The sequence below is a fragment of the Nocardioides sp. NPDC057577 genome (assembly GCF_042801335.1).
GTDB lineage: Bacteria > Actinomycetota > Actinomycetes > Propionibacteriales > Nocardioidaceae > Nocardioides.
Genome location: NZ_JBHVGB010000179.1, coordinates 1 through 12,348, shown reverse-complemented (window position 1 = coordinate 12,348; position 12,348 = coordinate 1). Strand labels below are relative to the sequence as shown.

General features: G+C 69.9%; 12 protein-coding genes. 7 read left to right on the top strand and 5 right to left on the bottom strand.

All coding sequences use genetic code 11. The annotated features are described in order from the left end of the window. The first annotated feature begins 263 nt into the window (after positions 1–263). Positions 264–1,535, top strand: coding sequence for a DUF222 domain-containing protein (locus tag ACFU7D_RS24965; RefSeq protein ID WP_378872433.1), 1,272 nt, complete (start codon positions 264–266; stop codon positions 1,533–1,535). An 866-nt stretch (positions 1,536–2,401) separates the two neighbouring features. Here the strand turns inward: ACFU7D_RS24965 and ACFU7D_RS24960 are convergent. After that, on the bottom strand, positions 2,402–3,490 hold the full coding sequence (locus ACFU7D_RS24960) for an LCP family protein (protein ID WP_378872429.1): 1,089 nt from the start codon (positions 3,488–3,490) through the stop codon (positions 2,402–2,404). A gap of 249 nt (positions 3,491–3,739) precedes the next feature. On the opposite strand from ACFU7D_RS24960, the gene ACFU7D_RS24955 reads away from it, so the two are divergent. After that, the gene (locus ACFU7D_RS24955; RefSeq protein ID WP_378872426.1) at positions 3,740–4,477 is read left to right on the top strand and encodes a sensor histidine kinase; all 738 of its coding nucleotides are present in this window, start codon (positions 3,740–3,742) and stop codon (positions 4,475–4,477) included. Then, positions 4,461–5,138: a LuxR C-terminal-related transcriptional regulator gene (locus ACFU7D_RS24950; RefSeq protein ID WP_378872424.1), complete on the top strand. Its 678-nt coding sequence runs from the start codon at positions 4,461–4,463 to the stop codon at positions 5,136–5,138. The genes ACFU7D_RS24955 and ACFU7D_RS24950 overlap by 17 nt, the downstream gene beginning before the upstream one ends. A 32-nt stretch (positions 5,139–5,170) precedes the next feature. Here ACFU7D_RS24950 and ACFU7D_RS24945 read toward each other — a convergent pair whose 3' ends face one another. Genes ACFU7D_RS24945 through ACFU7D_RS24930 form a run of 4 tightly spaced genes read right to left on the bottom strand, consistent with a single transcriptional unit; the run spans position 5,171 to position 8,811 of the window. Beyond that, a complete protein-coding gene (locus ACFU7D_RS24945; protein ID WP_378872422.1) occupies positions 5,171–5,806 on the bottom strand; it encodes a DapH/DapD/GlmU-related protein in 636 nt (211 codons plus the stop codon). A 59-nt stretch (positions 5,807–5,865) separates the two neighbouring features. Continuing rightward, entirely contained in the window at positions 5,866–6,897 is a 1,032-nt protein-coding gene (locus tag ACFU7D_RS24940; protein WP_378872420.1) for a hypothetical protein, read from the bottom strand. Beyond that, positions 6,894–8,135: an MFS transporter gene (locus tag ACFU7D_RS24935; RefSeq protein WP_378872418.1), complete on the bottom strand. Its 1,242-nt coding sequence runs from the start codon at positions 8,133–8,135 to the stop codon at positions 6,894–6,896. The genes ACFU7D_RS24940 and ACFU7D_RS24935 overlap by 4 nt, the downstream gene beginning before the upstream one ends. Positions 8,136–8,139: 4 nt before the next feature. Next, positions 8,140–8,811, bottom strand: a complete 672-nt coding sequence (locus ACFU7D_RS24930) for a hypothetical protein (protein WP_378872415.1) — start codon at positions 8,809–8,811, stop codon at positions 8,140–8,142. Positions 8,812–8,975: 164 nt separating this feature from the next. Here ACFU7D_RS24930 and ACFU7D_RS24925 point away from each other — a divergent pair, with 164 nt between their 5' ends. From ACFU7D_RS24925 to ACFU7D_RS24910, 4 genes are read left to right on the top strand one after another with little or no spacing between them, the layout of a single operon-like run. Beyond that, a complete protein-coding gene (locus tag ACFU7D_RS24925; protein ID WP_378872412.1) occupies positions 8,976–10,550 on the top strand; it encodes a class I adenylate-forming enzyme family protein in 1,575 nt (524 codons plus the stop codon). A gap of 8 nt (positions 10,551–10,558) precedes the next feature. Next, positions 10,559–11,302: a hypothetical protein gene (locus ACFU7D_RS24920; protein WP_378872410.1), complete on the top strand. Its 744-nt coding sequence runs from the start codon at positions 10,559–10,561 to the stop codon at positions 11,300–11,302. Between the two features lies 1 nt (position 11,303). Then, positions 11,304–11,738 (top strand): holo-ACP synthase, encoded by a 435-nt coding sequence (locus tag ACFU7D_RS24915; RefSeq protein WP_378872408.1) that lies wholly within the window; start codon positions 11,304–11,306, stop codon positions 11,736–11,738. Next, positions 11,731–12,132, top strand: coding sequence for a VOC family protein (locus ACFU7D_RS24910; RefSeq protein WP_378872405.1), 402 nt, complete (start codon positions 11,731–11,733; stop codon positions 12,130–12,132). The genes ACFU7D_RS24915 and ACFU7D_RS24910 overlap by 8 nt, the downstream gene beginning before the upstream one ends. The last annotated feature ends 216 nt before the right edge of the window (positions 12,133–12,348 follow it).

Below are 12,348 nucleotides of genomic sequence, written 5' to 3'. Positions count from 1 at the left end.
GTCCTGGACACCGGGGCCCGTCGAGAAAAACTTGGCTGGCTATCGGGGCGGCGGCCCGGGTGTGGCGCAGCGGAATCGTTACTGGGACAGGTGGTGTTGATGGGGTGTGGGAGGTGGCCCGTAGGGCCACTTACCATCCACAGGGACGACGCCGTTCGCTCACCGCGAAAATGGCGGTTGATCAGGGAAAATAGATAGTAAAGAGAGCGGTTGAGGCGTAGAATCAGACCCATCACAACACACCTCTGAAGGAAGGGCTGGCGATGAGTCTCGGGCGCGACATCGACCACTGGGGAACCAACCCCGGTGACGCGATCGACGCTGCCCTGCAGGCCATCGAGACCGCCCTTCAAGAGTTGTTGTCCACTGATCCTGCGTACTGGCGCACGAGCCAGAAGAAGGACCTGCTGGAACGGCTGGAGAAACTCCAAGCGATGCAGGCCGCACTGAAGTTGCGAGTCCTCGCCGCTGCGGGCGATATCGCGGAGGAGACCGGTGCGAAGGATGTCTCGGGGTGGCTGCGGACCGAGCTGTTGGTCGATAAAGGGGTGGCCCGTTCCCAGATCAAACTCGCTGCTGGGGTCGCGAAGTACGACCTGGTGGCTGCCGGCCTGGCGGAGGGGGTGGTGTCCCAGGACAAGGCCAGGGTGATCACGAAGGCGCTTGATGCCGTCGAGGCCGACCCCGCCGCCAGTGGTGAACACCTGGTGTCGGCCGAGAAGATGCTGGTCGACTACGCCGCCTGGATGACCGCCAACGAGCTCAAGAACGCCGGCCGCCGCATCCTGGCCGAGATCGACCCCGCCCGGTTCGAAGCCGCCGAAGCCAAAGCCCTGCAGAGGGAGGAAGAGCACGCCGCCCGGCGCACCTTCTACACCGCCCGCGACAACGGCGACGGCACCATCGACCTTCACGCGAGGGTCTCCCGCGCCGTCGGGATGAGGCTGCGCACCATCCTCGACTCGTTGGCTCAGCCCCGGAAGCTGTCCGCGGAGAACAAGGGCCGCAAAGCCCCTTATGATCGACTGCTGGGTCAGGCGTTCGCCCGCGTGATCGAGACCTACGACGTCGACCTGCTCCCCCGTCATGGCGGGCACGGGACCACGGTGTTCGTCACGATGAGCGTGGAGGACCTTCGTAAGGACCTCGCCACCGCGGCCCTCGGGTTCGACGGCGAGAAGATCACCGCCGCCGAAGCCCGTCGGATGGCGTGCAACGCTGACCTGGTGCCGGTGGTGTTGGGCACCGACTCCGAGATCCTCGACCTGGGCAGGACGGCCCGGTTGGCGCATCCGATCCAACACCGAGCATTGCGGTTACGCGACAAGCGTTGCCAAGCCGAGGACTGTGACGCCCCGGCGGCGTGGACCGAGGCTCATCATCTGAAACCGTGGTCTGAAGGCGGCCGAACCAACCTGGCCAACATGGTGTTGTTGTGTCCGAGTGATCATCACCGGATCCACGCCGCCGACTACACCTATGAGCGGCTGCCGGACGGTCGGATCCGGTTCACCCGACGCACGTTGACCGGCTGATCCGAGCGGGTGGTGCTGTCGCGCCTGCATGCCTCCGAGCCCGTCACGCGACGATCGCTGGGCTGTATCCCCGTGCCCCGTCGGGTTGTGCCGTTCAGCTGGGTGGCCGACCCGTGGCTTGTAGGTATTGCGGGCGGCGCTGATCGGGCTCGTGCTGGGTGCTGGTGCTGGGTGCTGGGTGCCGGGTGCTGGTGCCGGTGCCGCGTGCCGGTGCCGCGGTGCCGGTGCGCGGCGTGCCGCTGCCGACTGTTGGTCCTGCCCGCGATCCTGCGCCAACTGACCGGGTCCTGCCTGCCCATGCGGATGATCCCTGTCGGTCTGCCTCGACGGTTGATGATCCTGCCCCGGCATGCGCCGGCGGCCTGTTTGGGGCCGCGTGGGCAGCAGGGGGTGGAGGCAGCGTCGGCTCCCGTGACGGGGTCGTCGCGCCCCTTCCCGACGGCCCTGCTTGTGAAGCCTTCACAAGGTGTCATCGTCTTGTAAAAGCACCGCACACACCTCTAGCCGCCAGGACCCATCGACCCCGGCATCCCAAGCCCGTGCCCAACCCAAGGGACTCTGCGCCAAACCCCGCCGCCGACCCGATAACCAGCCAAAATTCTCGACGGGTCCCGGTGTCCAGGACCGCGAAGCGGCCGGCGAAGCCGGCGGCCGCAGGCCGTCCTTGACTCCGGGAACCGTCGAGAACACCCTCCGTAACGGGTCGGCGGCCACCAGCCCAACGAGACACCCCAACCCCGAAGACCCGCCTCTGGCCAACCCGACTTACCGACTCTGCCCCGAAACCAGCCAGCCAAGACTCTCGCCCGACTCCGAGAACCGTCGAGAACGCTCCAGGAAGCGTCAACGGTCACCAACCACGAGAATCAGCGGACCACGTCAGGGGTCAGCAGATCCTGGTTGTCCTCCGTCCACTCGCCCATCCGGTCCTCGCGGACCGCGCGCCACAGGTCGCGGTCGCGGGAGGGGTCCAGGCGTACGACTGACTGGTCTCCGACCATGCCGGTGCCGTCGGTGGGGACGGTGAGATAGCTGATGTCGCCGGAGCGCAGGTTGCGGAGGGAGGCGGCGAGCTTGGCCATCTGGGTCGTGGACCAGTCGTCGTCGACGGAGGCGTGCTTCGAGAAGAGGGTGAGGAGGTCGAGGACCTGCTCGGGGTGCTTGCGCAGCTCCTGGTGGAGCGTCTGCTGGAGGAGCGTGCGGAGGAAGGCCTGCTGACGGGCGACACGGTCGAGATCGCCGTCTCGGAGGCCGTAGCGCTGGCGTACGTAGAGGAGAGCCTGATCGCCGTCGAGATGGTGGCGGCCGGCCTCCCAGCGGATTCCGTGGGCGGGGTCCTCGACGGTCTCCGGGATGTAGATGTCGATGCCACCGATGGCGTCGGTGAGGGCCTTGAAGCCGTCCCAGTCGATGACGGCGAGGTGGTCGATGCGTACGTCGGTCATCGTCTCGACGGTCTCGACCGTGAGGCTGGGGCCGCCGAAGGAGTAGGCCCAGTTGACCTTGCCCTTGCCGTGGCCGGGGATGTCGACCCAGGAGTCACGGGGGATCGAGACCACCGAGGCGGAGCGGCGGTCGCCGTCGAGATGGACGAGCAGCATCGTGTCCGACCGTGCCTGACCCGGCTCCCAGCCAGGAGCCTCGGCGCCGGTGGTCGGTGCGTCGGAGCGGGTGTCGGTGCCGAGGACGAGGATGTTCACCGCGTCGGCGGCCGACCCGGAGGTGGGCTTGGCCGGCCGGTCGGTGAGCCCGGAAAAGGTGTCCGGCAGCCGTTGGAGGTTTCCCTCCACCTTCGCCTGGAGCCACAGGATCCCGGTGAGGGCCGCGGCGCAGAGCAGGAGCAGGCAGATCAGCAGCCCGATCAGGGGCTTACGGGCGCGACGCCATCCGCGCGCGGTGCTCTCGCCCGCAGGGTCCGACTGCGGCGGCACGGGCGGGTGATCGAGGATGGCCACCCGAGTATGTGACCCGGCACGTCCAGTTTCTGGGGCCCAGATGCTCGCCATTCCTCAATTTCAGGCACCACTCGGTAACGGCAGGTAACCAAAAATAGGTAGGCAATGGGACGGGCCGCCGTGTTCAGTAGGCTCCCTTTGCTGTAGAGCGCTGTTCGTGTCGGACCTCGGGGTCCGTGCATGTTTCATGCAGCTGAATGCGTCATGGGGAGGGCGCGGTTTGAGGATGACCAGGGGAGAGCTGTGTCCATGTCAAGAGTCGGTGCGGACGAACGTGCCCGACTGCACGAGGCTGCCTCGACGCTGGCCGGGATCCGGGCGGCGACGACGCTGCTGAACTCGCCCGTCGCGATCGGCGAGGAGCGGCGGTCCGCGATGGCTGCGATGGTCGAGAGCGAGCTGCAGCGGCTCGAGCGGATGGTCCAGCGACAGCAGGACGCCGCGAGGCCGCAGGTGCCGGGCCCGCGGGCCGGAGAGATGCGGCCCGAGGTCGCTGAGGTGATCGATCTCGATGCCGTCGTCGGCTCCATGGTCCTCGCGCACGAGGCGAAGGGCACCGAGGTCGGATGGCGGCCCAGCCGGATGCTGGCGCTGGGCGACTCCGACCAGCTGACCGAGGCGCTCAACGTGCTCCTCGACAACGCCGCGGTCCACGGGAGCGGGCCGGTTCGGATCGAGGTGCGCGCGGCCGGGCCGGGGGACACCTCGGTCGAGATCGCCGTGACGGACGAGGGCCCTGGGGTCGCGCCAGAGCTCCGCAGGCGGATCTTCGCCTGGGGCGTCAGCCGTCCAGGTTCCTCCGGTCAGGGCATCGGCCTCCATGCCGCGCGGGACCTGATGGAACGCCAGGGTGGCTACCTCGAGCTGCTCGACGCGAACGAGCGCACCACCTTCGTCCTCGGCATCCCGATGCTCGGCTGCGCGGTCGAAGAAGCCGATCAGCACGACACCCCGGCCCGGGGAGGTCGCCGTGGCGTCGCCGCGTAAGCGGGTGAAGGTCGTCATCGTCGAGGACCACACCCTGTTCGCCGAGTCGCTCGAGCTCGCCCTCACCTTCGAGGGCTACGACGCCCGCCGCATCGACCTGCCCGAGGAGCCGCCCTCGGAGGCCAAGCTCACCTCGCTGATCATGCGGTCCCAGCCACGCATCGTCCTGCTCGACCTCGACCTCGGCCAGCACGGTTCGGGCATACGCCTCATCGCCCCGCTTGCCCGGGCGGGGGCCGACGTCGTCGTGGTGACGGGCTCGACCGACCAGACCCGCTGGGGACACGCCCTGCACGTCGGGGCCCGAGCGGTTCTGTCCAAGTCGGTGCCGCTGGGCGAGATCCTGGGCACCGTACGCAGGCTCAACTACGGGCTCAGCGTGCTCGACGTCGACGAGCGTGAGCGCCTGATCCGGGCGTGGGTGGGACAGGAGCAGGGTGTCTTCGAGATCCGCCGCCGGCTCGCCCAGCTCTCCCCGCGGGAGTCGCAGGTTCTCGAGCACCTGATGGACGGCTTCACGGTCGGCGAGATCGCCAAGCTCCGTGTCGTCTCCGAGGCGACGGTGCGCACCCAGGTGAAGTCGATCCTCGCCAAGCTCGGCGTCTCCTCGCAGATCGCGGCGGTCAGCATCGCCCACAAGGCCGAGTGGCGGGCCGCCTGACCTTCGGTCGAGCGGATCGGCGGACCGGATCGTCAGAGCGCGATCAGGCCGTCGTCCTCGTTCGTGCCGCGCAGGCCGTAGAGGGTGCCGGTCTTCGGGCAGCGCCAGGCATCTCCCTGGGCGACCAGCGGCGCGCCCGCGTGCCCGACCCACCCCATCCGCTGCGCCGGGACTCCGACGACCAGCGCGTGGTCGGGTACGTCGCGGGTGACCACGGCCCCCGCCGCGACCATCGCCCAGGCGCCGATGGTGACCGGCGCGATGCAGACGGCTCGGGCGCCGATGCTGGCACCGGTGCGTACGGTCACACCGACCGCCTCCCAGTCCTCGCCGTCCTTGAGGGTGCCGTCCGGGTTGACGGCGCGGGGGAGGTAGTCGTTGGTGAACACCACCGCCGGTCCTACGAAAGCGCCGTCCTCCAGGACGGCGGGCTCGTAGACCAGGGCATGGTTCTGGATCTTGCAGCGATCGCCCATCACGACCCCGGGGCCGACGTAGGCCCCACGGCCGATGATGCACTCGCTGCCGATCCGGGCGTGCTCGCGGACCTGGGCCAGGTGCCAGACGAGGGTCCCGGCGCCGATCACGGCACGGTCGTCGACGTCCGCGCTGGGCTCGATCCTGGGCTCGATCCCGGGCGCGGCGGCGTGAGTCTCCTCAACGGTCATCCCTTCAGCAAACCGGGACGCGGCGGGGAGTGGGGAAGAGCCGGGATGGAGTACCCGATTCAGCGTAGAACCGCGGGCGAGGCCGCCTCCGGAATGAGCACACGAGGGGTCGCGGAGGCCGAGGTGTCGAGCGCCCAGACGTCGTCGACCGGCTCGCCCTCGCGCTCCAGGCCATAGAGGACGGTGTCGTCGTCGAGCCACTCGATCTGGTCGTCGACGCTGTGGGTCTCACCGGCGAGCACGGTCCGCTTCCCGGTGGCGAGGTCGAGGACCGCGGGCGTCCACCGGGTGCCGTCCTTGTCGGCCTCCTTGAACGCGATCCGGGTGCCGTCGGGGGAGAGCGACGGGCACTCGACGTGGTCGGCGACGGTCGTCAGCGAGCGTTCGGTGAGGTCGCCGCGGGCCAGGTAGGTCCGCCCGCCCGTGGCGACGGTCGCGTAGAAGGTGCGGTCGTCGTCGGCGAAGGTGATGCCCCAGATGTTGCGGTCGACCGGGGAGACCTTGCGGCCGTCGACGACCAGGCTGAACTTCTCCAGGTCGCCGTAGCTCGCTCCGCCGATCCGGCGGATGAGGGTGCGCGTCGAGAATCCGCTGACCATGTAGGAGTCGCCGTTGACGAACACCGTCGAGGAGACCAGTTGCCCGTCCGGCGAGATCCGGGTGCGGCTGGGCAGCCCGGGCAGGTCCGTCCCGTCGACCTCGCGCCACGCCTTCCCCGCGGTCGAGGTCGCCAGGTCGGTCGCCCGGTAGCGGCTCACCACGCCCCGCTCGGTCGCCAGGCAGGAGACCGACCGCGCCTGCGCGTAGACCCGGTCGCAGCTCAGGTCGGTGAGCGCGCGGGCGCCGCCGGGGTCGGCCAGCGCCACGGCGCCGACGTGGCCGTAGTCGGCGTCGCGGCCGGTGTGCCGGAAGAGGATCCTCGGCCCCTTCTCGATCTGCGCGAGGGAGGTGGTCGTCGCCTCGGTCGCCTGGGACGTACGCCGGTCGTTCTCCGCGATCGCGGAGAGGGCGTACGCCGTCACGCCGGCCGTGACCAGCACGACGATCGCCCCGAAGATCGCGGTGCGCCGCTCGACCCAGAAACTAGTCATCGCACCGCCCTGCGCATCACGGCGAGCCCGGCCGGGATCGCGACGAGCAGCACCGCGCAGACCGCGAGCATCGCGACCCGGGGGCCGACGGCGTACCAGAGCAGGCCGAAGCCGGTCGCCGCGACGAGCCGGGCCAGCGCGACCGCGGTCTGGGCGGTGGCGATGCCGCTGGCGCGTACGGTCTCCGGGACCAGCTGCCCGGCGACCGCGGCGAGGGTGCCGTCGGTCGCGGCGTAGAAGACGCCGAGGAGGAGCACCGCGGCGCACGTCGTCCAGAGCGCGCCGGACCCGGTCGCGGCGCAGAGGTAGGCGGCCGCGAGCGGAAGGTGGCCGAGCACGAGGACCCTGACGCGCCCGACCCGGTCCGCGAGCCTGCCCATCGGGACGGCCAGGGCGAGGTAGGCGAGGTTGGTCCCGACGTAGAGGACCGGGAACCACTGGGCCGCGAAGCCGCCGGTCTCCAGCAGCGCCAGGTAGACGAACCCGTCACCGACAGTGAGCAGGGCGAGCACGCCGGACACACCGGTCACCCGCGCGAGCCCCGGCGTGAGCACCGTGCGCCAGCGCACCTTGGGGCGCAGCTCGCCGCGGCGAGGAGCGGTCCGGCGGACGGCGCCGGTGCGGAACGGCACGAAGCACGCCATCGTCGCCACTCCGAGCACCGCGAAGCCGAGCGAGACGACCAGCACGGTGTCGTAGCCGTCGGCGATCCGCCACAGGATCACGAACGCCAGCAGTGGCCCGAGCGTGGCCCCGATCGTGTCCAGCGCCCGGTGGACGCCGAAGCTGCGGCCGAGGTGAGCCGGGTCGCTGGAGGCGGCGATCATCGCGTCGCGCGGCGCGGTGCGTACGCCCTTGCCGACCCGGTCCAGCGAGATCGCCGCCGAGATCGTCCCGAAGCCGCCGGCGAAGATCAGCCCGAGCCGCGCGACCGCGCTCATCGCGTAGCCCGCCAGCGCCACCGGCTGCGGTCGGTCGGTGCGGTCGGCCGCCCACCCCGCCGCGATCCGCACCAGCGAGGAGACGCCCTGATAGAGCCCGTCGATGAGCCCGTACGCCACCGGCGAGAGCCCGACGACAGCGGTCAGGTAGAGCGGCAGGATCGCCGAGACCGACTCCGAGGAGATGTCGGTCAGCAGGCTGACGATGCCGAGGGTGACAACGGTCCGGGAGACCCGCCCGCCGGCCTGCCGCGGCTCGGCACTCGTGGTGGGACGGTCGCTGAGAGACAGATACACCGGCTCAGGACTTCGTATGGAGGACGGAGTAGAGGCTGAAGTCGACGTTGCGGCGCCCGGTGTGGGTGATCGTGACGCTCACGGTCTCGTCGCCGCGCTTCAGCGATATCGCGGGCGTGTTCTCGACCGACGTCGCTGCGATCTCCTTGAAGCCGTGCTGCGCAAGCCGGGTCCGGTAGTGACGCAGTACGTCGCAGGGTCGCCGGCAGGTCGCGGTCAGCGCCACCTGGAGCGCGCCCTTGGTGGGCGAGACGCTGGAGACGCCGACCGTGGTCCGTGACGGCGGTGCGAGTGCCGTCGGGTAGCCGGCCACCAGGGCGCTCTTGCGGACCGCCTGCTTGGGCAGCGGCTCCGAGATCAGCGCCGCCGTCTTCGTTCGTGGCTTCTCGGTGAGCCCGGGCAGGCCCGATTCACCCGACTCGCTCGGTGTCGAGGCCGCCTCCGGCAGCCCCTCGGTCGCGGGTTCGGGGTCCGACTGCGACTTCCGGCCGGAGGTCGTCCCGGCGCTCGAGTCGGAGCTCGGGTCGGCTCCCGGCGAGCCGGACCGGGACGACGAGGTCGAGCCGTTGCCGTCGGTGCCGGAGGAGGAGTCGTCGAAGCGTCCTGGCATCCAGAAGATCGCGACGCCGACGAGCACGCCGAGCAGCACGAGCATGAGGAGGCGCTTGAGGTTCACGAGACCAGTCGACGCGTAGCGGAGTCGAGTTCGGACCGATGGGTGGGTCGCGTACTCAATTTCAGGCAGCCTGCCGAGCGGCCACCCGCCGGTCGAGGTGAGGCGTGCGACGTTGCCGTAGCCGGGAACGGTCCCGGCCGAAGCATCCCGGGGGACGGGCCACGTTGAACACTGCCGACTTTCTTCTCGAGCACGCGCCCGAGGAATCGATCGCGCTCGCCGAAGCCGGTCGCGAGTACACCTTTCAAGAGCTGCGAGCCAGCGTGTCCGTGCTCATGGGACGGCTCTCCCAGCTCGGACTGACCCCGGGTACGCCGGTCGGGATCCTGGCGCCCAACGGGCTCTTCTGGGCCTCGGCCTATCTCGCCGCGCTCCGGATGGGGCTGGTCGTGGTGCCGTTGGCCGTCACGCTGCCGACCGAGGAGGTGGTGGCCCGGGTGCGCTGGGTCGGCGTCGACGCGCTGCTGGTGGGGCGCGCCCAGGCCGGGGCGCTGAGGATGAGCCTGCCCCGGAGCCTCCCGGTCGTGGTGGAGCGGAAGGAGCGGCTGGTCCCGAAGCAGCGATCGACGTCGGTCGAGCAGTCCGGCGCGGTCGAGGTCGACCCGGACCAGGATGCCCTCTACATGTTCACCTCCGGCACCACCGGCGACCCGCGCGCGGTGCGGATCACCCACCGCAACATCCAGGCGAACACGACCTCGATCCTCGGCTACCTCGACATCACGTCCGAGGATCGGATGCTGGTCGTGCTGCCGTTCACCTACGTCTTCGGGCTCTCGCTCCTGCACACCCATCTGCGCGCCGGTGCCGCGCTGGTCATCCAGCCGACGTTCGTCTTCCCGCAGGCGGTGGTGGACCGGATGACCTCCGCTCGCTGCACGGGCTTCGCCGGGGTGCCGTCGACCTTCGGGACGCTGCTGCGCAACAGCACCTTCGGCAGCACGGCCGTACCGACGCTGCGGACGATCCAGCAGGCCGGTGGCCGGCTGGCCCCGGCGCTGGTGGAGCAGATGGCGCGCGCGCAGCCGCAGGCGCGGGTCTTCGTGATGTACGGCGCGACCGAGGCCACCGCTCGGCTCTCCTATCTTCCGCCGGAGGAGCTCTCCCGGCGGCCCGGGTCGATCGGCCGGGGCCTCCCGGGCGTGGACCTGCGGGTCCTCGACCGCGACGGGGTGCACGTCGCCCCGGGCGAGGTCGGCGAGATCTGGGCCAGCGGCGCGAACATCTCGCCCGGCTACCTCGACGACCCCGAGGCGACGGCGCGCAAGATGCCGGGCGGGATGCTGCGTACGGGAGATCTGGCGAAGGTCGACGAGGACGGCTACATCTACGTGGTCGACCGGGTCGAGGACTTCATCAAGTCGCGGGAGCACCGGATCGCGAGCCAGGACATCGAGTCCGTGGCGCTCGACCTGCCCGACATCGTCGCGGCGGCTGCGGTCGGGCTGCCGGATGACGCCGCAGGCGAGCGGCTCGAGCTGGTGGTGGTGCGTCGGCGCGGGTCCGGACTGCGGGTCGCCGACGTGATCGCGCACTGTCGCGAGCAGCTCTCGAAGCACATGGTTCCCGAGGTGGTCCGCATCGTCGACGCGCTGCCGTTCAACGCGAGCGGCAAGGTGATCAAGCAGGACGTACGCGCCATGTGCCTGAGGTTGGCCGAGGGACTGTCCGGTGCAGGGGACTGCATCGCCGGCGCCGGTATCGATGACGACAGTGGCGGTGGCGTCAAAGTGAGCTGAGTCCAATGATGAACGAGTCGATCGCGATCGCGTGGCCCACCGACGACGAGCTGCGGGCGGTGGGCGAGACCAAGGTGCTCTTCGGGCACCAGTCGGTGGGCGCCGACATCCTCGACGGGGTCGCCAGGGTGTACGCCGGTGCCTCGGTGGCCGCACCGGTCATCGCAGACGTCTCTTCCGGCGAGGACGCCCCGGACGGGACGCTCATGCATGCCTGTCTCGGGGTCAACGGGGAGCCGCTCAGCAAGTTCGCTGCGTTCGCGGAGATGCTGGACACCCCCGTGGCCGAAGGGGTCGACGTGGCGCTGATGAAGCTCTGTTATGTCGACATCACCGCTTCCACCGACGTGCAAGCCGTCTTCGACGCCTACACCTCGATGATGGCCGACCTGGAGGCGGCGCATCCCGACGTACGTTTCCTCTACACGACCGTGCCGCTGACCGCGGACCGCGGGTGGAAGTCCAAGGTGCGGGCGCTCCTGGGTGGTGACGACCGGATGGGGCCGGCCGACAACGTCGCCCGCGAGCGCTACAACACGATGGTCAGGGAGAAGTACGCAGCCTCCGGACGTCTCGTGGACATCGCCGCGGTCGAGTCCGCCGGTACGGATGAGCGCAGCCAGGACGGCCACACCTACCACGTGCTCAATCAGAGCCTGACCCTCGACCGCGGTCACCTCAACGAGGCCGGCTCGGAGGCGGTCGCCGCCGAGCTGCTGAAGACGGTCGCGACCTACAGTCCGGTCGCCTGAGATGCTGACGAAGAGCGACGGGTCCGTGATGAGCCTGCAGGGGGTCGGGATCGACATCGCCGACATCAGGCGCTTCGCGAGGCTCCTGGGGACGCGTGGATCCGGAGGCGCGGTGCGATGGTTCACCGACGCCGAGATCGACCAGTGCATGGCCGCGGCCGCCCCCGCCACGGCCTTCGCGATGAGGTACGCCGCCAAGGAGGCTGTCTGGAAGGCGCTCGGTCCCGGCGAGTGGTCCGGGCCGCTGCCATGGCGCGGGATCACCGTGCTCGAGGAAGCACCCGGGTCTCTTTCGGTCAGCCTCGAAGGACCCGCGGCCGACCTCGCGGCGCTGGCCGGAGTCACGGTGGTGCGCGTCACCACCGTTCCCGGGCCTTGGATGGCCATCGCCACCGCGGTCGCCGAAGGCGCCGCGAGGCGAGGTGACGATGCCTGACCTTCGGCTCGACCACATCGGCATCCAGGTCCGCGACCTGCTCCGGACCGCCGAGGCCTTCGAGCGGCTCTTCGGCTACCGCCGTGTCACCGACCCCGTCGTCAGCACCCGCCACGGCGTCCGCGGGGTCTTCCTGGAGAAGGCCGGCTCTCTCCCGCTCAAGCTGATCACTCCGGTGACTCCGGGGCCGCATGCGTACGGGCTCCATCACCTGGCCTTCATGGCTCCTGATCTCGAGTCGACTCTCGTCGAGCTCGGGGTCGCTGGGGCTCACACGCTCAGTCCGCCTCAGCCGGGGGAGATGTTCGACGACGAGCTCGTCGCTTTCGTGCGGGCTGCTGGGATCAATGTGGAGCTTGTGGCTGGTGATCGGTGGCGGGGGCGGATCTCCTGATGCTTGGTGGTCGAGCTTGTCGAGACCTCCCTGCCGGAACGTCTCACCTGAGGGCTGGTCTGGGCCGCCGACCCTTGCTTGGAGGGTCTTCTCGACGGGCCCCGGAGTAAAGGACGGCCTGCGGCCGCCGGCTTCGCCGGCCGCTATCGCGGTCCTTGACACCGGCGCCCGTCGAGAAAGATTTGGCTGGCTATCGGGGCGGCGGCCCGGGTGTGG